General features: G+C 40.4%; 25 protein-coding genes and 1 riboswitch. Of the genes, 4 read left to right on the top strand and 21 right to left on the bottom strand.

Going from position 1 to position 23637, the window contains the following annotated elements; all coding sequences use genetic code 11:
* The first annotated feature begins 4 nt into the window (after positions 1 to 4).
* Both Q0779_RS03645 and Q0779_RS03640 read left to right on the top strand, forming a co-directional pair.
* Positions 5 to 4381: an EAL domain-containing protein gene (locus tag Q0779_RS03645; RefSeq protein ID WP_298769623.1), complete on the top strand. Its 4377-nt coding sequence runs from the start codon at positions 5 to 7 to the stop codon at positions 4379 to 4381.
* A gap of 150 nt (positions 4382 to 4531) precedes the next feature.
* A complete protein-coding gene (locus tag Q0779_RS03640; protein ID WP_298769621.1) occupies positions 4532 to 4711 on the top strand; it encodes a hypothetical protein in 180 nt (59 codons plus the stop codon).
* A 389-nt stretch (positions 4712 to 5100) separates the two neighbouring features.
* On the opposite strand, the gene Q0779_RS03635 is transcribed toward Q0779_RS03640, so the two are convergent.
* From Q0779_RS03635 to Q0779_RS03580, 12 genes are all read right to left on the bottom strand, one after another.
* The gene (locus Q0779_RS03635; RefSeq protein ID WP_298769619.1) at positions 5101 to 5748 is read right to left on the bottom strand and encodes an SGNH/GDSL hydrolase family protein; all 648 of its coding nucleotides are present in this window, start codon (positions 5746 to 5748) and stop codon (positions 5101 to 5103) included.
* 17 nt (positions 5749 to 5765) lie between these two features.
* Positions 5766 to 7076 carry an acetyl-CoA C-acyltransferase FadI gene (gene fadI, locus Q0779_RS03630; RefSeq protein ID WP_298769617.1) on the bottom strand — a complete coding sequence of 437 codons (1311 nt, stop codon included), beginning with the start codon at positions 7074 to 7076 and terminating at the stop codon, positions 5766 to 5768.
* A gap of 287 nt (positions 7077 to 7363) precedes the next feature.
* Complete coding sequence (locus Q0779_RS03625; RefSeq protein WP_298769615.1) at positions 7364 to 7768, bottom strand: hypothetical protein; 405 nt, start codon at positions 7766 to 7768, stop codon at positions 7364 to 7366.
* Between the two features lie 40 nt (positions 7769 to 7808).
* Positions 7809 to 8357, bottom strand: a complete 549-nt coding sequence (locus Q0779_RS03620) for an NAD(P)H nitroreductase (protein ID WP_298769613.1) — start codon at positions 8355 to 8357, stop codon at positions 7809 to 7811.
* A 104-nt stretch (positions 8358 to 8461) separates the two neighbouring features.
* A complete protein-coding gene (locus tag Q0779_RS03615; protein WP_298769611.1) occupies positions 8462 to 9055 on the bottom strand; it encodes a DoxX family protein in 594 nt (197 codons plus the stop codon).
* A 105-nt stretch (positions 9056 to 9160) separates the two neighbouring features.
* Positions 9161 to 10003, bottom strand: a complete 843-nt coding sequence (locus Q0779_RS03610; protein ID WP_298769609.1) for a DUF6279 family lipoprotein — start codon at positions 10001 to 10003, stop codon at positions 9161 to 9163.
* Between the two features lie 58 nt (positions 10004 to 10061).
* Positions 10062 to 11141, bottom strand: coding sequence for a phosphotransferase (locus Q0779_RS03605; RefSeq protein ID WP_298769607.1), 1080 nt, complete (start codon positions 11139 to 11141; stop codon positions 10062 to 10064).
* Positions 11142 to 11192: 51 nt separating this feature from the next.
* On the bottom strand, positions 11193 to 11828 hold the full coding sequence (gene pnuC / locus Q0779_RS03600; RefSeq protein ID WP_298769605.1) for a nicotinamide riboside transporter PnuC: 636 nt from the start codon (positions 11826 to 11828) through the stop codon (positions 11193 to 11195).
* 11 nt (positions 11829 to 11839) lie between these two features.
* Entirely contained in the window at positions 11840 to 12100 is a 261-nt protein-coding gene (locus Q0779_RS03595; protein WP_298769602.1) for a hypothetical protein, read from the bottom strand.
* 128 nt (positions 12101 to 12228) lie between these two features.
* The gene (locus tag Q0779_RS03590) at positions 12229 to 14391 is read right to left on the bottom strand and encodes a TonB-dependent receptor (protein WP_298769600.1); all 2163 of its coding nucleotides are present in this window, start codon (positions 14389 to 14391) and stop codon (positions 12229 to 12231) included.
* A 125-nt stretch (positions 14392 to 14516) separates the two neighbouring features.
* A riboswitch (TPP riboswitch) is annotated at positions 14517 to 14702 on the bottom strand.
* 790 nt (positions 14703 to 15492) lie between these two features.
* Positions 15493 to 15777, bottom strand: a complete 285-nt coding sequence (locus Q0779_RS03585) for a type II toxin-antitoxin system RelE/ParE family toxin (protein WP_298769598.1) — start codon at positions 15775 to 15777, stop codon at positions 15493 to 15495.
* Positions 15767 to 16021, bottom strand: a complete 255-nt coding sequence (locus tag Q0779_RS03580; protein ID WP_298769596.1) for a type II toxin-antitoxin system Phd/YefM family antitoxin — start codon at positions 16019 to 16021, stop codon at positions 15767 to 15769. Before Q0779_RS03580 ends, Q0779_RS03585 begins: the two co-directional genes overlap by 11 nt.
* A 504-nt stretch (positions 16022 to 16525) precedes the next feature.
* Between Q0779_RS03580 and Q0779_RS03575 the strand changes: the two genes are divergently transcribed.
* Complete coding sequence (locus tag Q0779_RS03575) at positions 16526 to 17758, top strand: hypothetical protein (RefSeq protein ID WP_298769594.1); 1233 nt, start codon at positions 16526 to 16528, stop codon at positions 17756 to 17758.
* Between the two features lie 645 nt (positions 17759 to 18403).
* A complete protein-coding gene (locus Q0779_RS03570) occupies positions 18404 to 18997 on the top strand; it encodes a cysteine dioxygenase family protein (protein ID WP_298769592.1) in 594 nt (197 codons plus the stop codon).
* Here Q0779_RS03570 and Q0779_RS03565 read toward each other — a convergent pair.
* The 9 genes from Q0779_RS03565 to hinT all read right to left on the bottom strand — a co-directional run bounded on the left by Q0779_RS03565 (position 18960) and on the right by hinT (position 23636).
* Complete coding sequence (locus Q0779_RS03565; RefSeq protein WP_298769591.1) at positions 18960 to 19175, bottom strand: hypothetical protein; 216 nt, start codon at positions 19173 to 19175, stop codon at positions 18960 to 18962. The genes Q0779_RS03570 and Q0779_RS03565 overlap by 38 nt on opposite strands.
* Before the next feature lie 13 nt (positions 19176 to 19188).
* Positions 19189 to 19326, bottom strand: a complete 138-nt coding sequence (locus Q0779_RS03560; protein WP_298769590.1) for a hypothetical protein — start codon at positions 19324 to 19326, stop codon at positions 19189 to 19191.
* Between the two features lie 52 nt (positions 19327 to 19378).
* Positions 19379 to 20047 carry a GNAT family N-acetyltransferase gene (locus Q0779_RS03555; RefSeq protein ID WP_298769589.1) on the bottom strand — a complete coding sequence of 223 codons (669 nt, stop codon included), beginning with the start codon at positions 20045 to 20047 and terminating at the stop codon, positions 19379 to 19381.
* Between the two features lie 21 nt (positions 20048 to 20068).
* Entirely contained in the window at positions 20069 to 20329 is a 261-nt protein-coding gene (locus tag Q0779_RS03550; protein ID WP_298769588.1) for a hypothetical protein, read from the bottom strand.
* Positions 20326 to 21384 (bottom strand): agmatine deiminase family protein, encoded by a 1059-nt coding sequence (locus Q0779_RS03545; RefSeq protein ID WP_298769586.1) that lies wholly within the window; start codon positions 21382 to 21384, stop codon positions 20326 to 20328. Before Q0779_RS03545 ends, Q0779_RS03550 begins: the two co-directional genes overlap by 4 nt.
* A gap of 117 nt (positions 21385 to 21501) precedes the next feature.
* The gene (locus Q0779_RS03540) at positions 21502 to 21963 is read right to left on the bottom strand and encodes a GNAT family N-acetyltransferase (protein ID WP_298769584.1); all 462 of its coding nucleotides are present in this window, start codon (positions 21961 to 21963) and stop codon (positions 21502 to 21504) included.
* A gap of 333 nt (positions 21964 to 22296) precedes the next feature.
* Positions 22297 to 22464, bottom strand: coding sequence for a hypothetical protein (locus Q0779_RS03535; RefSeq protein WP_298769582.1), 168 nt, complete (start codon positions 22462 to 22464; stop codon positions 22297 to 22299).
* A 281-nt stretch (positions 22465 to 22745) separates the two neighbouring features.
* Positions 22746 to 23135 carry a YcfL family protein gene (locus tag Q0779_RS03530; RefSeq protein WP_298769580.1) on the bottom strand — a complete coding sequence of 130 codons (390 nt, stop codon included), beginning with the start codon at positions 23133 to 23135 and terminating at the stop codon, positions 22746 to 22748.
* 138 nt (positions 23136 to 23273) lie between these two features.
* Complete coding sequence (gene hinT, locus Q0779_RS03525) at positions 23274 to 23636, bottom strand: purine nucleoside phosphoramidase (RefSeq protein ID WP_298769578.1); 363 nt, start codon at positions 23634 to 23636, stop codon at positions 23274 to 23276.
* Position 23637: the final 1 nt, after the last annotated feature.

Genomic DNA, 23637 nt, shown 5'->3' with positions numbered 1-23637 from the left:
TACTATGCCGAATGCTTTGAAAAAAACCTGTCTAAATGCTTTCTTATGCTTTTTCCTTGTGGTGTTAGCCTCTGCGCCAGCTTACGCCATTTTAGAGAAGCCTGTACCCGTTGTGCTTAAATCTAACATTTACAGCGTCCCCGAAGGGCTTTCTCAAAGCATCATTTCCTCTATGGTTGAAGATAAAGACGGCTACCTTTGGATAGGCACCTTAAACGGACTTAATCGATTTGATGGGAAAAAGTTTAAACATTACTTTGCCAAAAATGAGCACTCACCAAATGAGCATACCTCAAACGAAGCAAGTAACTTACCAAGCTCTGTGATAAAAAGTCTATTTATTGACCATCAAGATAGATTGTTTGTGGGCACAGATAAAGGCTTGTCTCTCTATCATCCAGAGTCCGATAACTTTGAACCCTTGTTTAGCCAATCTGAATTAAAAGGTGCAGAAATTTGGTCCATTCAAGCCCATAGGGATACTTTACTGATTGGGACAAGACATAGCATATTTACTATCGATTTCGCCCTCACAACAGTAAAGCATTTTCCCTCAAATAAGTTGTTTAATCGTATTCAAAAAATCCTTCCTATTCATCAAGGACTACTGGTCAGAAATCATAATGGCGATGTCATTAAAGTGACTGATAATCAAAGTATAAAAATTGCGACTAACAGTACTGATATTGATAAGTTTCAGTCCAAACCCATTATTTTAAAAAGCACAGGAATATTTGGCATTGATGATAATCACAATCAGTTCAGCTTCCTGCATAAGAATGACACTATAGTAAAAGTCGATGATGGCTTTATTGGATTAAATGGAAGAAGTATTTTTAAAATAGATTATCATGGTAATAAACATAATATTGGCACTATTAATAATATTCCAAAAAATATAGAACATCCTAAGATACTATTTTCAAAATCAGGGATATATATTATATCCAAAAGTCAAGGATTTATCTATGTAAATAATAAAATAAATTTTATATCTAGTTTATTGATAGGAAACAAAAATATATGGTCTTTATTTAAGGGAGGAGAAAATAATATTATTGTATCAACAGATAGTACAATAATTAAGACTTACAACCTTACAATGGACGAAACACAAGAGTTTGAAACAAATATATACGGATATAAATCTGTTATTTCAATAGAAAACGAAATCATAATTGCCACACTTTCCGGATTATACTCACTAAATAAGCAAGACAAAAATATTATAAAATTAATAGAGGGTAAATATACAACGGTAACTAAAGGTCATGAAGATGATACTTTTTTTGCAGGCAGTGCTGATGGGAAAGTGATTTCCTTTAAAAATAATGAAATAACAAAGATCACTATTGATAATAAAAGTCCTGTTTATCAAATAATGCTCGATAATAATAATTTATGGATTGCGACTCAAGGAGGGTTATTTAAATTATCCATCAATAACGATAAATATTTTGTTAAAAAAATTTTTTCATCCGATATGGCAACAAGTCTTAGCCAAGATAGCAACAACATTTATTTTGGCACTCGTACATCCCTACTTAAATATGACAAACTAACGAAAGAAATAAGTAAAGTATTTAGTAATAACAAGTCTATTTATGCAATAGAAAAAGTAGATCACTATATTGTTGCTTCATCCATGCAGGAAGTGATATTTTTTAATACCGAAACACAAAAAAGCTATACACTTTCACATGAAAATGGCAGCCAAAACGAATACAATTCTCAAGCGATTCTAAATTTTAATCATCATTTACTCATCGGTGGTATCGAAGGTATCAGCATTATTTCCCCAAAAGAGGTTGAAAATTATATTAGTAATGGCCAATCGATAAAAACCTATTTTACCCGTTTTTCGATTTTAAACATTAAAGAAAAAATCGGTGGCGATATCCTAAAAAAGAGCCTGAATAATACCGAAAACATCACCTTAAAACACTCGGATTACCCTTTTACCTTTAAGTTTAATAGCCCTGGCAATACTTATCAAAACATAGAATATTTTTATCAAATGCAAGGGTTATCGGATAATTGGATCTCTACCCAAGGTAACCATGCCGCCACCTACACGAACCTTTCTCCGGGGCACTATACCTTTCATGTCTATGCTATCGATCCTATCACAGGTGCATCGGGACCGATACGCAAAATGGGCATAGATATTACTCCCCCTTGGTGGCTCAGCAATAAAGCCAAAGTCCTTTATTGCCTGGCAGTGCTTTTTTTATCGCTGCTCATCATCAAAACTGCCATTCGCAGACGAGAAATCCAGCAACGTATTGTTAAAAGTGAAGAGCGATTAAAACTCTCACTTTGGGGCAGCGGCGATGAAATGTGGGATTGGGATATCAAGGCCAATAAAATATATCGCTCCAATATTTGGGGGGATCTGGCCTTTCCACGTGATGGAAAAAGAATGCGCCAAAGTGATGAAACCAGTAACATACATCCCATGGACTTAACTCGAGTCAATAAAGCCCTCAGCGCCCACCTTGACGGCAAAACGACCCACTTTGAGGCCGCCTACCGAGTGCAAGGCGCAAAAGACAATTGGATTTGGATCTTAGACAGAGCCAAAGTCGTGGAGCGTAGCGACGACCAGCAAGCCTTACGCATGACAGGAACCATCAAAAACATCAGTCACTTTAAACAAACTGAAGAGCAACTCAGGTTATTTGAACGAGCCATTCAAAATATCTCTGAGGGTATGTTCATTTTAGATGAAAACTTCACCTTTGTGGAAGTCAATCAAGCATGCTGTCATTTATTAATACAATCTAAACAAGAATTTATGGGGAGAATCCTCACTTTTGAGCGTTATCCAAAAAGTTTTTCGAAACAAATTCGCAGCATTTTACAACAGCAAGGTCGCTGGAGCAGTGAGGTTGAAAGCATTCGCCCCAATCAAGAAGTATTTTTAATGGCATTGAGTATCGATGCCATTTACGACGAACAAGACCAATTGTCTCATTATGTGGGAATATTTTCGGATATTTCCAGGCGTAAGCAACAAGAAGAAGAGCTTAGGCAACTCACTAACAATGATGCCTTAACCCACTTACCTAACCGCTCTAATTTAATGGTCACCTTAGGTAACTTAGTCAAACGCGACTCTCATCATACTTTAATGGTGCTAGATCTGGATAACTTTAAAAAAATTAATGACTCCATGGGCCATCAGGTGGGGGATCAACTCCTCATTATGGTCAGTAAACGCATCAAAGACTCAGTGCCTGATCAAACAGGGATTTATCGCCTCGGCGGCGATGAATTCGCCATTTTAATAGATAACAACCCCGATATTGGCTCCAGTGCCATTATCGCCAACAATGTCATTGACAGTTTCAATGCCCCTTTTGAGCTACACAGTGAAACCGTAGTAGTAGGCCTCAGCATTGGCATTGTCTTATATCCAGAGGACGACCAACATGAGCAAGCATTGTTACGTAAAGCCGACATTGCCATGTATCACGCCAAATCTGCTGGCGGTAATCGCTATCAGTTTTATTCAGAAGCCTTAAATCGCAACGCCATACGCCGCTTAGAAGTCGAAACCTTAATACGTGAAGGGTTAAGAAAAGATTTATTTGAGGTTTACTACCAACCAAAAATCAAGCTTTCAACAGGAAAAATAATCGGCATGGAGGCCCTTGTTCGTCTTAATCATTCTGAGCACGGCCTGATCCCCCCTAATGATTTTATCCCCCTTGCAGAAGAAAATGGTTTAATCATAGACATAGGCGAGTTAGTGTTAAAAAAGGCCTGTTTTGCTGCACAGCAATGGCGTATTCAAGGCTTATTTAATGGCAGAGTGGCAGTCAACCTCTCATCGAAACAATTTGCCCTACCCGATCTGCAGCAACGCATCGCCTCAATTTTACGCTTAACCCAGCTGCCAGCAATGAACCTTGAATTGGAAATCACCGAAGGCACAGTGATCCACGATCCCGAAACCGCCATCAAGGTAATGCAGCAGCTAAATAAAATGGGGATCAGCTTAGCGCTGGATGATTTCGGCACGGGTTACTCATCCCTATCATATTTGAAACGTTTTCCTATCCATAGTCTCAAAATCGACAAGGCCTTTATCGACGATATCGATAAATCAGATAAAGACTTAAAAATGGTCGACTCGATCATCACTATGGCCCATAACATGGAGCTGTCTGTTGTTGCCGAGGGAGTGGAGCACAGCTCACAGCTGAGTATTTTAAAAGCACTAAAATGTGAATATATTCAAGGCTATATATATGACAAACCTATGCCATTAGCTCAATATACTCAAAGGTTAATGGAAGAGGCCCCTCATATACCCCCATCAGTGCATAGCGCAGAGAACCCCACTACACATAGCTATCGTGAACAAATAAAGTAATGGGTTAATACAATCCAGAAATACAAAAATCACAAAAAATCATTTTAAGTAACAAAATGCAAACATGGCACAGCATATGCTTAACTTAATATGAATGACCAAACGTCAATAAAAAATATAACAATAATATAAATACATTAGGGGTTTTACATGAACACATTACTTAAAATTATTCAAATCAACGCTATTATCGCAATTGTTAGCTTTTCATCCGCCGCCTTTTCATCAACAAGTACACAAGATGCTATCAACAAAGTCGATAACCATACAGATAGTCATGAGCAGTGTGAACACCCTATTCTTAACCGATTTCCGATTGTAATTTTTTAATGCCGTAATAACTTTTCACTATTTATTGGATCTACACCTATAAAGGCTCTTTTTACCTTGTCTCATTACTGCCTATAGACTGTATAAGATATACTTTCTTATACAGTCATATTTATCCTAAAATAAACCTGATAGAAGGTAATTAGGGACTTCCTTTTTCATTAATCAACGACTCTTTTAATATATCTCACATTCATTATATTGAATATTAATATTCAATCATCACCTTATAACATATTAATACTATGTCTTTATTAATGATAAAATGAATTAATGTCAATTAACTGTCAATTTACTCTCATTAAACAGAATGAAGTTTATCTAGCGTCAAAAAAATACCTCATCGAGATGGCCACCACAAATAAGTAAAATAACACGTGGCTCATTAATTACAGTATTTTGTTGATTTCAGGCACCAATGCCTCTGACAGCAGTTTGTTTTGCTCCCTATCTAAATGAACACCATCTAAAAGACTCGAATGAATAATATGATTTGAATCAAAAAAACCACACTCTTCAAGTTCCGCAACCATTCGATAATGTTCAGCCAAATCATGGGATTTTCTCTGCGCTCCCATAAAAGAAGCGGCAAAGACTCCCACTCCATCTTGAATAATGGGTGGGCAAATAATTAAGATCTGCGGAGCCTTTCCTTGAGGACCAACATTTGCTTGCTTAATCTGAAAGATTAAATTTCTCATACCAAAAGCCACATCTGCAGCCTCCAATGACAAATGCCGCTTCAAATCATTACTGCCCAACATGATTATCACTAAGTCAATCGGATGGTGACTGAGTAAACAAGGTAACAAATAAGTCAAACCATTGCGCCCTGGTAATAAAGGATCGTCAAAAACGGTTGTTCTACCGTTTAACCCTTCGATAACCACATGATACTCTTGACCTAATAAGCCAGCTAATTGTTCACCCCACCTTTCCTCTCTAGAGTAACGTTTACATATCATTGTCTTAGCATCGAATTCATTGGGTACAAAACCCCAAGTCAATGAATCCCCATAAATCAATATTGATTTCATTTTACGCTCCCTGTCAATTATTCAACCTCAACAATCATAGCCGTGCCTAACCCCCCAGCAGAACAAATAGCAGCCATACCCAAGCCGCCGCCTCGTCTTTGTAATTCACGGCACAACTGAGTAATAAGCTTAGTTCCTGTTGCAGCAAAAGTATTTCCGTAAGCTAACGTGCCTCCCAACACATTGAACTTCCCCATATCCACTTCACCGACAGCATTTTGGCGCGACAAATAGTCTTGAGAAAACTTTTTTGAGCCTAACATTTTTATATTCGCAAGCACTTGAGCCGCATACGCTTCATGCATTTCAATCAAAGATAAATCAGCTAATGCTAACCCTGCTTTTTCCAATGCAAGTGGGATCGCGTATGCTGCACTGCTATACATATTTTTCCACACATCCACCCCACTAAACGCATAACTTTTTATATAACCAATAGGCTGATAACCCAATGCTTTTGCTTTTGCTTCATTCATTAATAATACAGCCGATGCACCATCACACAAAGCAGGACTGTTTGCTGCCGTTACCGTTCCATTTTTAGGATCATAAATAGGTTTATGTCGATCATAATGAATTAACATCGAATCATAACGAATAGTATTATCGCTCTCTATCGCGTGACTCAACTCAGGTGTTTCAACCTGCATCACTTCATCAACAAGCTTACGCTCTGTCCAAGCATTCGCAGCCAGAAAATGCGAACGATGGGCAAATACATCTTGCTGCTCTCGACTAATATCAAATGTTTGCGCCATTTGTTCGGCAGTTTGGCCCATATACAAACCTGTTGAATACTCCCTTGGAGTCGGTACTCGAGGTAAAAAATCTTTCAATGTTAACTGTCTCAAAATAGCAAATTTCTCACGAAAACACTTAGCTTTACTGAGATCAATTAACGCTCGACCAAATTTCTTTGACACGCCTATAGGCAAAACAGATGTCGAATCCGCGCCCCCCGCAACACCAATATCAATGTTGCCCAACATGATGGATTCTGAAATATTGACCATAGCTTGTATGCTTGTGGCACAAGCACGACTCACACTATAAGCATCTGTCGTTGCTTCCATAGACGTACCCAAAACAATTTCTCTTGCAATATTAGGTGCCGTTGGCATTTGAATAACTTGCCCATAAACCAACTGTTGAACGGCCTTAGGCGTCAGATCAGCACGAGTTAATAATTCGGAAACAACCAGCTTGCCTAGTTCTAAAGCCGAAATGCCATGAAAAGCCGTTGCTTGTTTAGCAAAAGGCGTTCTTAGTCCTGAGACTATCGCCACCCTTTCTCCTCTTTCAGTACTGACTTGCTGACGCTGCTTCATTAGACTTCCTCTGTTTACCCTAAAAATAGGTAAGTACATTCTAGTGATTGAGCCCCTTTAAAGCCTGCGTCTTGAGTATGAAAGCCATCTAAACAAACGGCTATAAATTTCATAAAAGGTACACTAAAGTATTATTTACCCCCAAGTGAAATGAACAGATAGGCGTTAATAGAAGGGATAGTAGAAAGAACAAAAAAAGCGGGATAAAAATAACTAAATCAATACTATATCGTTATGCCAGTCAATTTACTGACAGGCATAACACTTTCAACCAACATATCGTTAGATCATTGCATTGTCGCCATCTGCCAATAGGCTAACCTTTTCTCTGGCTGAGTCAAATATGACTGGCAAGGCTGCCTATATTTCTCCATTAAGTTCATCAAACTCTTATCATTAGGCAATAATGCTAATTGCTGCTTTTTTGCTTCATTGATTTGCTGCTTAACCTTATTCGGTGTTTGATATTTTTCAGCCATCTTCAAAGCAGCATCTTTAGAACCAGCAAGCTTATCGGCAATATTTTGCATTTGTGGAACATTCATTTTTTTTAAGGTGCTCGATGCTATATCGTAATAAGCACTGCATTCACTCAGTTCTTTTGAAAAGGCCACATCGGCCTCATCAGCATAGACGTTGGTGACAAAACTACCTACCATCCCTACCAGTATATAAACTATGCTTAGTCGCATTACTCTCATTCCTTTCACTTATCATTATTATAAAATCTTATTAAAGATAACGGGCATACTGTTGACCCGCTTTTACTGCTTTCAAAGGTGCATTTAACACAGGTGTGCCCAAGTATAAAAAGCCCACTATTTGATCTTGCTCGGATAAGCCAAGTAACTTATGTACATCCGCATTAAATGCTAATGGACCCGTTCGCCAAATCCCACCCAAACCTTGAGCAAAAGCGGCTTGTTGCATGGCCATCACAGCACAACCTGCTGACAAATGTTGTTCTAAAACGGGGACTTTTTGATGGTCTTGTGTTTTCGCTACCACTGTTATCACCATTGGCGCGCGCTTAGGCATATTGCTCGCCTTCTCAATAAAAGCCTCATCACTGCCATTGTTCTGTGCCGCTTGCTTAAAGACCTCACCTAATTTATCCAGTCCTTCGTTATGCGCAATAATGAATTCCCACGGCGTTAATGCCCCATGGTCTGGCACCCTTGCGGCCGCATTGAGGATCACCTCTAATTGCTCCTCTGTCGGCCCAGGTGTCGTTAATCGCGGCGTCGACTGGCGAGTCAGCAACAAATCTAATGCATTCAAAAGTAAAACCCTTATTCTTAAAGCCAAATATGCTGAGCAGCATAGCAAAGACCACTCAAAAAATCCCTTTCATTTAGTCGCTTTTCACTCAATTAACAACTCAATTACGCCAATCCACTGCGTTTCGCAATAATATAATCCAAGCTGGTGTAACGTCCGCCGCCCATAAAGAATAACACCAACAACATGCAAAAATAAGTAATCGCAAACTCAATGCCATTATTAATGATCACAATATTGCCTGAGCTGGTTAACCATTCGTAATTGCCATGTTCTTGCAAAATGGCTTTAGCACGGCTGAGCTTTTCTGCGGCATTGAACACCTCTTCGTTGGCAAGCCAAGACGTATGATCGGCAATCGCAAGCCAGCCATTTTCCCAATGTACGCTAAACGCTGCCACTAACATAGTCACCATTAAAGGAATAGCAATCAATCGAGTAGCGAGCCCTATCACCAATAGCAGCCCTCCCACTAACTCACTCAGCACTGCTGCAGCGGCTAATAACATAGGAAAAGGTAATCCTAAGCCCCAATCACTGTTGCCAAACCAAGCGACTGTATCGTCAAAGTGCAGCCACTTGTTATAACCCGCTTGAATTAATACCGGCGCTAAATAAAGCCTTAACGCCAGCGGCGCGAGCCCTTCCCCATGCCCAATTCCTTTTAAAAAGCCTTGGTAGATCTGTTTTATCGACATATGACACATCCTTTATTCGTTTAAAGTGTATTTTGTACCACTCTATAATTGAGTCTATTAAAACAGACCTGACTTTTGCCCAGTCACTTTCACATCAATGATTAATTAAATATCTTGACTCATTTGGGCCAGATCCTTAATCAACTCATCCAGCTTTTTGTTAAAGCGTTTTTTTTGTTCAACTGATGCTAAGTCATGTACCTTGATGAGTAGTGCGCCAAAAGCCGTCAAATTTTTTGTGAGATCTTTTTGATATTGTTCTGATTTAAACTGATTAGACTCAGTCACTAACGCCGTAAGCCTTGCACCTAAGTAAGCTTGATCTTTACGCTTCATCAGCGCTAATGCGAATTGCTCTAGCCAAACTTGCCGATAGACTTGCCACTGAGGGAAAGTGGCCACCGTGTGCAAATTAAATGCATGAATGGCCTGTTTTTGGGCTTGAGATAAACGGCCTAGCCATTTTTTAAACACTTTCTGTACTCGCTCATCGGCATCATTTAGCACTTCTTGCTTGGACTTATCAATATACTTGGCTTTTAAATCAAGTTGATCTTGTTCAATATTATCCAAAAGCTCCATCACTTGCTTATCAGAAAAAGAAGCAATAATCGGTGTAATGCTGGGAAGCAATGTTTTAAAAGCCCGATATCCATGGGCTTTGGCTAAATTGACTTCTTCGACCCAACGATTCGGTGTCAATGTGCCTTGCTTTAATTGGTTGGAGATTTGTTGTAATTGTTGACTGTACTGAATAAGCTCATTTGAGCGATGCCAATAGAGAAAATCATCTAGCGCCTTTTCTAATTGTGTACTTTGCTGGCTATTGAGGCTGACATATTCCTCGACTTTCCACTCTATGACCCAGTCTAAAAAATAATAACTGGTTTTTGTAGAGCACCCCGTCAATATCAAAATAAGCAGTAAACTAAGCCATCCCTTCTTCATATCACCTTCCCTAATTCTTTATCTACTCTACAAACAGCCAAGCACCTAGATCTTAAGCTCAAGGTGACACATAATGCATAAATTGCTCAAAATAGTCTAAGTATTCATCCACTTTAGCAACATGTTCATCAATGTTCCTATTGTCTAACGCCAGTTTTTGTCCCTCTTCTAAAAAAGAAAACGCCATGATAAGCGCCCAACAAGCCGAATACACCCAATATAAATGAATGGATGAGGGCACAGCCTGAAAAGCGCCTTGAGTCAAATTAGGATGATCTTGCAAATAACCTCGTATTAAATCATACCGCTGGGTTGATGATAAATGATGAGTGGCTAACACCCCCGCTAAATCCCATAACGGATGTGATGCGCAGGCATATTCATAGTCAATGGCAAATAGCTGATGTTGATTTAAAAGCAAATTATGGGGATTTAAATCTCTATGACAAAACTGATTATTGACAAGACAGGCTTCCACTTGCTGTAACCACTCATAGATCACCGATTTATTTTTCATTAAGCTTTCAAAAGCACTTAGCCACTTTTGGCTCTGTGCATAGTTCTGAACATAGTTCTGAGCACTGAAATGCGTCTGAGAAACATCAACACATTGGACTTGCGCTTGATTTAAGCTATTCGACATTGTGTTAAGCACATCATAATAATATTGCCATTGTGCCATCATGCTCATGACATTCTTAGGTAAAGGCAAGGCCTGCAGGTTTTTCAAAAGAGACAATAATAAGGTGTTGGCATCAGCATGAAGCACTTGTTCGGTTTTTAATGGATGGGCCCCTTGAGCGCGTGCCATGGTTGCCCAATCAAGACTATCTTGCTCAATAAATTCGCTCAAATAACAAGAAAAATCGGTGGCAACGACATTCAGGGGGGGAGCGAGGCCTTGATCTGCCGCTAATGTCCAATTGGCCACTTCATTGACTCGATTGCATAATTGGCTACTGGCCTGACTGTTCACCCGTAGCACCCATTGATCATTGACACTTCCTTGTCTATAAGCACGAATATAATAATTGTGATTACTCAAGCCTTGACTCAAAGCGGCAATTAAGCTGACGGATGTCAGCTCTACTGTTTCCAGCTCGGTATGTAAAACCGACATTAACGGGCACGTTGACATGGCTTCCTTTTATTCCCTTTAGGCTATGGGACGTTTTTTCAGCGCATTCACTTATGCCAAGGCCGCAGTATTCGTTAACTGCTTTAACCGCCAACGTTTAGTCCAAGCAATGAAACCCGCAATAGCAATAATAACATAAAAAACAAAGAGTAGAGATGTTAGCATTAATCCTTTACTAAAATAAAGATAGATAGAAACCAAGTCAATCACAACCCAATATAACCAATTCTCTAATACTTTTTTGGCGACTAAATACGTGGTAACAACGGCAAAACAGGTGGTTGCCGCATCCAAATAAGGAAAAGCCGCATGAGTATAATTTGCCATACAATAGCCCACAACAACGGAAGCGATGCCAGTCACTGCAATAATTTTTGCATGGATTACCCAAGTCAATGACGTGATCTCTATGCCTTTATGCTCATCGCCCCCTTGTGTCCATACCCAGTAGCCATACATCGCCATGCCGATATAATAAAAATTCAGCGCCGATTCCATTAACAGTGCCACGTGCCAAAAAATCACCGTATAAATGGAAGTACTGACAAAGGCCGCAATCCAGCACCATCGACTTTGTTTCATCGCAAGCACTAAATACAGTAATGCAAAGACTACCGCTAAGGCTTCCCATAGGGTCATGGCTTGCATATCACTTAATACACTGTACCAAGGCAAGACTTCATTCATTATTTTCATTCCTATTGCGAATGGGATAAATCTAACTGACCGCCAATAAATTTACACACAAAGACGGCTTTGCCCCATTTCTCATGGGCCGCCTGCATTTCTGTGGCTAGCATCATCATTACGGCTTGATAATCCCCACACACTTGGGTGGCCATGGCATTGGTTTTACGCTCGATATTGTCGTATTGTTTGAGACGGTCAATAAACCATTTTATTGGTGCAAGATAATCATCTTGTAAGGGATAACAACTGATCTCAGCGGTTAATTTCATTCGATTTCCTCTTTGTTCAGTTCGATTATTCAAATATAACACCTTCAATATACACTCAAGCCGACAACATTTTGTAAACACTCATCTCTTTGCCGGCTTGCTTTTATCAGCTTAAGTGCATCATAGCATTACAGCATCATCATTTTTACCGTTAGGCCAATTTGACGGGGATCGCCGTAACGTATGTACTGTTTTGCACTCCAATCCAGATCCGGTTCATTGCCAAAGTAATAACCCCGAGTGCCATACTGCTCATCAAGCAAGTTTTTCCCCCACAAGTACACAGCCCAAGTCTGTGCTTCAAAGCCAATGCGGGCGTTATAGATTTGGTAGGCATTGGAACGTGACTCATTGCTATCGGAGTAATAAAACGCACTCTTACCAGAGCTGGTGACATTGGCAAACCAGCCGGAATCGGTGCGGTACGTCGCCCCTAAACTGTAACTGAATTTAGGCGCGTGGGCTAATGCTCGGCCCGATAAGTCGATGTCATTACCATATTCATCTTGATAAACATAATCACCATAAGCCGTTTCTAACCAACCTAAGCTTGAATACAAGACAAGATTGTCCGTCGCATACCAATTGGTTTCAAGCTCGGCGCCATAATTACGGGACGTATTGGCATTTTCGGTATATAAAATAAAACGCTGTGGATTATCAGGATCCTGCTGAGACGCCGACACTTGCTGGTTTTGTCTGTCCATATAAAACAGCGCCACATTGGAACTCAGATCCCCATCGAGCCAGCTGGACTTGAGGCCAATTTCATAATTGTACAAGGTTTCACTGTCAAATTGCGTTTTATCGCTAAAACTACTAGGGAGCGACATGTTAAAGCCCCCTGCTTTATAGCCTCTGGCGATGCGAATGTAACTTTCATGCTGTTTCGATAACGCTTTACTCAGTGAAACATGTCCGCCCCATAGTGTTTCATTCGGCGCAAAGGTTTCTTTATTACTGTCACTGTAATCACTAAAGCGGCGCTCAAGTCGTAAGCCTACAGACAATAGAAAACCATTGCCTAAATCGGGATCCAGTTGCCCAAAGATGGCATAGCTTTGCGCCTCATAATCCGACTGTAATACTTCATCGGGGTCAGTGTTGTACTCGGAATAAAGATCATTATCTTCGCTTAAGTCCATGGCATAAACACCCACTAACCAATCGGTAGAATCGAAAAATATGCGGCTATTGTCATTGGAGTTGAGGCGTACTTCTTGGGTCAGTGTTTGCCGATGGCCGGTCTTTCCCCAGAAATAATTATAATCACACGCTTCGCCATCACAACTTCGCGCCGACCAATAGTCAGGGTTCGCCCAATCACCATCATAAGACAATGTATGGGTGGTTTTTGCCACAGAAGTCAGTGAGGTGAGCTCAAATTGTTCGAACCCATCATAAGTGGTTTTTAAGCTTACGCCCGATGTTTTTTGCTCATCCACGCCAGGCGTGTCCGTTAAGGTATTCTCGCCATTATTATCCAGCGTCCATGCATCATAGCCATTATTGTAATTGGCAAATAATAAGCTTAAATCAAACTGTAACTCATTCGAAGCAAACCAACGTAATTTTCCATGTCCGGTAAACTCATCTCGTGCATTGGTGTCATCACGCCCTAAATATTGATTATTCATATAACCATTTTGATTATGTTGCTGAAGTGACACACGATAAAGTAAGTCACCGCTGTCGGTCACAGCCCCACTGCTATAACCGCTAAAGGTGCGTAAATCATCACTGCCCACTGACGCCTCAACGCCGTGTTCGGGCTCAACAGTGGGATCATTACTTTTTAAATAAATCAATCCCGCTAAAGCATTGGCACCATATTGGGTCCCTTGTGGGCCGCGAAGCACTTCCACTTGTTGCAAGTCATACAAGCTCGACACCATGCCAAGGCCAGATAAATCAATATCATCAATGATATAACCGACAGAAGAGTTAGGTGCGCCTTTATATTCTTCTTGCTCGCCGACCCCACGAATTTGAAAATATTTGGGCCTGGAGCTGCCACCAGACCAATTTAAATTAGCCACAGAATTTAAAATATCTTCAAAATGCTGCGCCCCTTCATCTTCCATTTGTTGCTGATCAATGACGGTGATACTGGCGGGCACATCTTCTAACTTGGCGCCGCGAAAATCCGATGTGACCACCATGACTTCCATATCGTCTTCGGGTGTCGAAGTTCTAGAGGACAATTGTTCATCGGTGTCGGCCAAGGCCGAGTAAGGCGTTGCAACAGCGGCAACAAAAAAAGCAATGGGAGAAAAGCGTAATCTCAACATGGGACCTCAAATTATTATTATGCGATCCGGCAACAAAAGAAGCGATTGGGAAATGTAATATACCAAGTTTAAGCTTATTCAAAGGTGTTATTAGCGTGTGCTTAACAGCCCCTTAGCTGGATTGTTTCTTGGTATTAGCCCATTCCTACGCCGGTATAAGCCGGATCAGGTTCTAAGGGTTTGCATTTCACATCTCAGTCAACGTTATTTTGTATCGATTTCGTCATTAACTGAGTCAGTCACATGAGTTTTCAACTCATGTTTTAACGAAACACGTTATAAAAAATAACAAGACACCCCTTGGCGGGCGGGATTATACTCTCTCCCCCTAGAAAGTACTAGAACTCAGTGAAATCTGAGTTCATTTTAGCGATTCACCACCAGCGGAAGGTGGTGAATGGAAAATGGTGGGTGGAAAGTGGTTCCACTCACGCAGGGATGGAATATTAAGCTTCGCTTAATGGAAACCTTATCACCTGCGGTGAGGCTAAGATCGTGGACTCCCATCCACACTGTGGGAGCAATAACTTCATTGGTATAACGTTATCTTATTTGAAATGGTTGGGCTTATTTAAGACTGTTAAGTTTGTTGTTAACCATAAGTTTACTTATATTAATAACAACTTCCATGTTTAAAAGCCAGTTCGGCATCAATGCCTCTCGTTCGAAGCGTTTTACAAAGTAAAACCTCACCCTGCCGCAGGCTTTTGTGCAGATAATTTTGAGACGTCGCTAGCACTTCTGACCTCCATGGATAGAGGAAATGCCTTAAAATGTCAGGAACATTTTTGGCCTTGTAGGCTCAAACGAAAACCAACAACCTCCATGTTTAAGTGCCAGTTCGATATCCTTATCTCTCGTTCGAAGAGTTTCATTCAATGAAACCTCACCCTGTTTCCGATGGTTATTTTTGCATTCATACTGATTTAGAAAATCAAGAGAACAAGGAAAAACAGTGTGTTTCTTCGATTGAATTAAATGATAACTTGTGGTTCACCATCCTTTATTGTCATAAAGAATGGGACAAAAATGGATATTCAAAATACCCAATATCCCAGTAGAAGAAAGAAGTCGAAGAACTCATTGCAGCGGTTCTCGGTCTTACATTCGTTTAGCCGCTATTTTATAAACGTGGTGGCTCTCTCGCTTTCCAACCGCAACCACAGACACCACCACTTCGGCATCTCTCACTTCATAAACCAATCGATACCCTGCACTGCGTAACTTAATTTTATAGCAATCTTTCAAGCCATTAAGCCTAGCCGACTCCACTCTTGGTTCAACTAAACGTTCCTTTAATTTTTTAGCAAATTGCTTTCTGATTGTCCCATCGAGTTTTTGCCATTCCTTTTGTGCCCCTTGCTTAAAAACCAGCCTATAGGTCATCAATATTAACCTCTATTTCAGGCTCATCTCGACGTGCTTCGACTAACTGTGCTAGTTCCATGTCTTCAAGCTTATCCATCATTAGCTCATAAGCTTCGGCAGGCACACAGTAAAAAGCAGGTTGATTCCGATTAAGCACCGCAACAGGAAAACCATCAGCTTGTTCAACAACCGCCATCGGATTTTTCTTTAATTCAGATATACTGGTTGAGTTATCCGCAAGTATGGGTCGAATTGTTCTCATGACACACCTTATGACCTATTTAAAGTATTTATTATAGGTCTTTTAATTGTGCTAATCAAACCCCAATCAATACCGCCTTCAGCATTTAAGCTAAGGCACTCACACTGATTTGAAAATCAAGAGAACAAGCAAAAAACGGTGTGTTTCTTCGATTTTATAATATGGCTATCTGGGCTCACGCTTTCGCTGAATGCCGCCCACCGCTTTCACACAACGGATCCAACAAAAAAGTTGAATAACACCAAACTCAGCCCCCTAATGAGTCCAACCATCAAAGTGGTGAAAATCACTAACTATTAGCCTGTGATTTTAGGGCTGATTTTGAGAAGATAAGTCCTCATTTCGAGGCGTTTCAGCCTCAACTTTTCTGAACCCCAAAGTCGCGTTTCATACTTTCAGTATTATGTTCAATAGGGGCGGAATGGGGGAATTAGAATTATGAATAACAGTTATCTTCGATAACTGTCGCTTTTAATTACAGATTTTTATCAAATGGACTTAAAAATGCAACTGAAACATCTAATTTTACCTGCTCTCTCTGTGTTAGCTTCGGGAATGGCTCATGCAAACTTTAACATTGAGGCAACATCGACAGCAAGTACCGTTATTCCTGTCGATGGAGGAAATCTTGAGTTTGACTTAAAAATTAAGAATGAGTTTACTGAAGATAAAGACATCAGTTATTTTAATTATTTAATCTTCCCAGATGGTAAGCATTACAACATAGATGCCCCATTAGACCTTACTTTAATGGAAGGTGAACAATTTGAATCACCCAATCATGCTTTCAATATCCCAAATTGGTTTCCTAGTGGGAATTATACATACAGATTTTCAATGCAAGATAAATCAACAGGTAAATTGTATTTAGAAGAGTTTATTTTTAATAAGGAAGCGAAGGGAATTCGTTTATTTGGAGCAGGTGCATCCCAAACATGTGCTCAAGATGATTTGGGTATTCAGTGTTGGGGTGATAGGGGGAAATACACGGATCAAGGTTTATATAATATTCCATCCCTTTCAGAAGTCATAGAAGTATCTCTTGGTTATGGATTCAGCTGTGCATTAGAGAAAGAAAGCAATAGACCTAATTGTTGGGGAGATTTCGCTTCTGAATTTTCAGAACCATATTTAGTTAATCCTAGAAACATGGTATCAGCCTATCGTCATTCATGTGCCATCGTCGATTCGGCAGAAAAAATAGCCTGTTGGGGAGTATTTACTGATGGAGTAGAGGATGTGCCAGTCACATCACTAGATAATCCAATTCAAGTATCTACAGCGCCCTATCATTCTTGCGCATTAAATCAACCCACTTCAGGCAATAATTTTGTAAAATGTTGGGGAAACAGCAAGTATGTTCAGGTTCCCGCGCATACTAATCCATCTTTTATTGCTTCAGGGAGTCGAGCTTCGTGTATGATTGATCAAGGTGAAGTTGTTTGTTGGGGCATGGATGGGTACTATCCAGAAACGTCTCCGGCGCTAAGCAACCCTGTATCAGTTGTTGTTTATCGTACAACAGCTTGTGCTTTAGATGATAATGGCTTAACTTGCTGGGATAAAACTGCTGATAATATCATCGATGCTGAAGACATTAGTCAATTATCAAATCCAACACAAATAGTCCTCAGCTATAATCAAAAATGTGCTGTTGATGATGAAGGGATAAAATGTTGGGGACCTAATGCCGATAAAGATCCAGTCCCTGCAAGATTTATTTTTCCGGCATCTTAATATTTGTTGTAGTCATTCATCAGAGTGACTACTTCAAAACCGATATAAATAGATTTGGCTATTAACAAATCTGCTCTACCAGTGATAAATGGGTTATCACTGGTAGGCTTGATTGCACACTCTCACCATAAAACTTATGCCATGTTAAGCAAAGTGAGTCATATCACATTTCCCCCTCCTTCGAAAAAACACCTCGCTTTTATCTTTGTTTGTGCTTTTGATTTTAACATCTCGTGTAGATGCAACTGTGACCGTTGATGGCAGGGATGCCATCGTCGAACTTACACGGACGTACTTGCAGTGTGTCACAGAGGTATCTGCACAAAAGCCCACCGCAAGTGATAAGGTTTCCATTAAGCGAAGCTTAATATTTAATCCCCCTGCGTGAGTGGGCACTCACGATCTCCCCACCTTTAGCCTATAGATTAAATCCTATAAATATTGTTACCTTAACTATGACCTTAACTGTGACCTTAACTGTGATCCTAGCGTTAACGTTCGTTATAATGTTAGCGATTCACTTTTACCATTAGCCTTATTTTAATGCTTGAGAGCGGGAATGGTTTCAGTTCTGCTCCTCTGCGTTAAGCGCACGAATGTGATAAGGCAATGTACGAAAAACCAATGTACGAATAAGGAGGCCGTTTGTCTTACTCAAATATTCCCCTTGAACACGCACCTGTGATGAACGCACTATTGGATGCCGATCATAAAATCAGTTTTACTGAGCTCATTCAGCAAGTGCAGCTGTTCACTAAACCCCTGTCATTAGCCGCTATTCGTTTTATTCTTGAAAATGTAATGCTCGATGATGAAGAAGTGCGGGCTCTCGCCTCTTTTGAACGCAATCAATACTGCCGTAAGCGTTTGTTTCATAATGCCCATTGTGAGATTTTAATATTAAGTTGGCTCAATGGCCAGCGCAGTAAGATCCATGATCATTTACAAACAGCCTGCGGCGTCAAAGTCTTACTGGGTCAAGCCACCGAAACACAATTTAAACGAGCGGCAAACGGGCAGGTTTATGCAACAGAGTCAGTGCTGTATGATAAAAATCACACCAGTGTCAGCTTGAATAATGATATTCATCAAATTTCTAACTTACAGGCAAACAATGAACCACTTATCACACTGCATCTCTACTCTCCGCCTTTACAACACTTTCACCTTTACTCTCTTGATGGAAGCCATCCGGTGCGCTTTAACGCCCAACAACATCCTTGGTATTATGAAATTTAACCAGCTTTTGCCGCATTGTAGAAGCAGAAATCCAGCCTAAGTGATAAGCCAAAATGGCTGGAGCAAGCCAAACACTCCCCCAGCAGCGCCTTTTTGGTGATAACACTGATTTAATAAAGGGCGTAAAGGTATCATCATGAGAAATGGTGCCATCAAAATCAAATAATGCTAAGTTCATCTCTACCTCATTGCTATTTATCATTCACATCTATCGTATTAATATCGGTGCTAATATCAGTACCAGTATCAGTACCAGTACCAGTATCAGTACCAGTACCAGTATCAGTACCAGTATCAGTACCAGTATCAGTACCAGTATCAGTACTCACATACTCACATACTCACATACTCACATACTCACATACTCACATACTCACATACTCACATACTCACATCAGTATCCGTACTCACATCAATACCAATATCAATTTTCATATCCATGCGTAAGTCCAACGTCATAGGCCGAAATGTCAGCCCTTCTGACTCAGCAATCTCCCCAGCCACTTTAAAACCATAACGCAGGTAGGCTGGAACTGACGTGAGCGACGCACTCACTGTTAACGGTTCACATTGAGACACTCTGTCACCCTGAAGACTGTTACCCTGAGGATTGTCAACTTGAGGACTGTCGACTTGAGGATTGTCGACTTGAAGACTTCCAGTTTGAACTTGAGTTTGATCTTGCCATACATGTTGGCACGCCGCAGCGATGAGTGCTCGACCAACCCCTTGTCGTTGTGCACTTGGGCACACAAATAACATGGAAATATGTTTATTTTCTTTGAGCTCTAATACCCCCATAATGCGCTTTTCAACAGGACAGGTTTGATAAACAAGCTCTGAGCTCGTGGTATTTTCAGCAGTGCACTCATAAACAAACCAGGTGTTATTTTCCTGCATTCGCTTTTTGAACGCTTCAATAGAGGCAATGTTGGTGAAGGTTGCTACCCCTTCATCAGACAAGGTGCCTGCCACAGCCCCCATAAAACTGGTTAAACACAGCTCACTCACCCGTTCAATGTCCTCAAGTGTCATTTGCCTGATAGCCATCTCCCCACCTTTCCCTTTTCATCATTCCAATGTCAGTAAGAATGACACAATCAACATAAGAGCCCAGAATATGCCCAGTTTCAATCCTTTTCTAAACTGCTGCTTGCTAAAATTTTTCTGTTTTTTCCGCTCATCTAACGATAATAAATAAGCGCAATGAGGACATGTTTCATCTTTAATGTACATCAATAAGTGACAGCGCGGGCAATAAGCAGCAGCGTCAAATGCGCTATCCATAATTGTGGGCATTTCTGGTTTTTGTAAGTTATTCATCCCTTTCACTCAGCAGTCTTCTTCCATGTTGATTTCAATTGACTGCGTGCATAATCCAATAATTTTTGGGCATTATCCCCGCGTAGTTGTAACGACATACAACGAACGCCGCCGCCCATATAGCACACCTGAGAAGATAATACTGGGATCACAGCTTTTGACGTCACTGCGCGCACTTGTGCTAATGCAAGCTTATCTTGAGGCAAGCCAAACTGAGGTAAATAGATTCGATTAGGAGTCACCAGCATATTGGTATACAGACCACACGCTGATCCAAAACGTTTATCATAAATGTCACTGCCATCATACGGGGTGGTGATTGCAACAATTTTCACCTTTGGCAGCTGCCGCCTTAAATCATTCTTTAATTGCTTTGCATACTCAGGATCGTCAGGGTAACTGTTTATCACTAGTGTATTAGATTCTACAAAACTCACTACCCCATCGGCATGCTCTAGCCCGCCTTGTTCATCAGCCTCAATAAAGGCAATATTGTCAATTCCTAATAATACTTGCAATGTCCGACGCGCCTGTTTCTCGGTTAATTGGTTATCATGCAAAAATTTAGTACTGAGCACCGCATTATCCACATAATCGCTGACCAAGTTCCCTCCATCGTTCAATAAATCTGAACTTTTAAATTGAAGCCCGGCCTTTTGAGCTAACCGATAAAACACGTCTTGGACTTCATCGGCTTCTATTTGTCCTTCTCGGCCTCCGCCTTGCCCAGCTGCAGTGTAGCGAAACATCACAGGTTGATTAGGGTTAACAAGGGTAAAGTCACGCATCCAGATATCAAGCATGGGCGCTATCAACACACTTTGTTTTCCCAGAGCATCCACATACTCCTGATACAAAGAGGGACGGCTTAAGATCAGCACATGATCCCCATGTTTAATTATTTCCTTAGCATAATTAATTTGAAAATCGATGATGTCATCTTGTACTTCAGCATAATAAGCATCTTGCTCCGGTGGAGAAGCAAGGACAATTAATTCTGCAGAAGAAGGCGCCATCATCAAGATACTCATTAATCCTGTTATTCCTTTCAGCCATCGCTTCATTGCAATATTGCTCCTTTTACGGTCTGTTAATTGAAAAGCATTCACTTAAAAAGGCTTGAATTGCCACTTATGCCACTTATCATCTCAGCCATGTTGTTCCTTCATCCCTTCATCCCTTCATCCCTTCATGATGTATTGAGGGCCAGCAATCCCCCCAAGGTATTTCTCACCTGTATCTGTAAATCCTCCTTTTAGATAGCACATATGGGCTGCTATATTTTGGCAATTAACGGTTAAATACACTGCACTATAGCAAGGATAATTCTCTCGCAGGTAAACCAAAAGAGCTTTTACAGCGGCGGTGCCAAACCCTTTCCCTTGCTGCTTGGTGTCAATCACAAAGGATCGTAGACCCAAACCATTATCAGGACAAAAAGAATAAATCGATGCATAAGCGAGATCGATTTTAAAAAAACCGATAATCTCATCATCAGACTTAATAATATGAAGATGGGTAGTATTGTCTATATTGGCTAAAAATGCCTCTGCTGTTTCTGCAAACTTTATCTGTTGCTCCGCGACAGCAATCTGAAGTACCGCTGGAACATGCAACTTTGATAATTTATCGATTTTAATCATTAAACATCCTACTTCTACTTACATCCTACTCCTACTTACATCTTAACCTAGGCAAACCGCTTGAACCACCAAAGATCAATAGGCCCTAGGCATATTAAAAATAAGCGGCTCATAAAAATGCAAAAAATAGCCGAAGCTATTTTTTACTGAACAACCATTATATTTCTGACAATATAAAGGAAATCATTATTTCATCAATGAAAGGGGCCAGGGTGCGGACCAAAGCCCGGCCCTGGAAAAGGTAAAATGACACATGCACTTAATGACAAAATAGTTACTAACACAACGAAAGTATAAAAAAGTCGTTTCATAGGATAACCCTCCTTCCATTCCTCAATCAGCAATAACGCCTATTAAGCGATCATTTAATGAAAATGATGGGGCCCACCCCAAGGAGCCATACATGCGCTTAATGAAGCCACTGTCATCAATACAATCAAAAGATAATAAAACCGTTTCACCATACTCTTCATCTAAGCCATTCTCCTCAATAAACCTCATACGCCAATCACTATTCTGTCTTCTTTGCTAAGACCAGTAGAACAATAAAAAGCTGTATAGATGCTGAAGATTAAAGGTAAGTGTATGTAAAATAAATACTCGTTATCTTTACGTACACCATTTGGCTTCAGGGTGAAATGTTTAAAGCTCTACCTGTATAAAAAATGAACTTTTAATTCCTTCCTCTCAACACATAAGAAAAAACACATAAAAAAGCCAGTCGAGCATTTCAACTGGCTTAATAAAAACCGTCAACCTATTTTATGACTCAAAAAGATCCACTAGTTTGAATGTGCTTCGCGCACGTAAAATTCAAACCATAGGGCATTGGTTCCAGGGGCCACTGAACGGACTTGCTTACTTTCTTTTCCGTGTATAGTGAGTGGTTGCCACCCTTGAGTTTCATCATCTACGGTAAAACCCGTACCGTCATACCAAGTAAATTTATATTGTAAATGTTGATCCGTTGAAATCTTACTGATCACAGTGGCCACACCTTCCAAGGATCCACTTTTACCGCGCATCTTTAACTGATCCACTTTCACTTTTTGAGCAAAAGCAGGACTGTCAATCTTTAAATCCCCTGTTGAACTGGCCAATATACCGGCTGTATTGGTAGAACAGCCCCCCAAGAACAAGCCCACTAATAAAATAAAAAATAATTTTCTCATCGATTGGTATTCCCTATTATTGATGTGCCTAAACACTCACTGCTCTTTTCAGGTTAGCCTATTTTAGCTTTACCCTCCTGTTTTTTATCTCAATAAACTAGGGCCTGTTGATCTTTGGTGGTTAAATACTGTCTGAGATTATTCTTCTTGACGGCGATGAAGCATAGGTCCTAACGGCGCCCCCCCCACAAGGTGCATATGAATATGATAAACTTCTTGGCCCCCGTGTTGATTACAGTTCATTATCAAGCGGTAACCGTCTTCAGCAATCCCGGCCTCAGCGGCAAGTTTTGCCGCCACAGTGATCATTCGCCCCAATGCTTTTTCATCTGAAGCTTTGACCTCATTACAAGTGGGGATAAGATGATTTGGAATAATCAATATGTGCGTCGGGGCTTGAGGATGAATATCTTTAAAAGCCGTGACTAAGTCATCTTGATAGAGAATATCGGTGGGAATTTCACGTCGAATAATTTTGCTAAAAATGGTTTCTTCGGCCATC

The organism is uncultured Shewanella sp., assembly GCF_947491715.1.
In the GTDB taxonomy this organism is placed as follows: domain Bacteria; phylum Pseudomonadota; class Gammaproteobacteria; order Enterobacterales; family Shewanellaceae; genus Shewanella.
The sequence above is the reverse complement of the archived record's forward strand: the minus strand, read 5'-3'. Positions and strand labels throughout refer to the sequence as shown.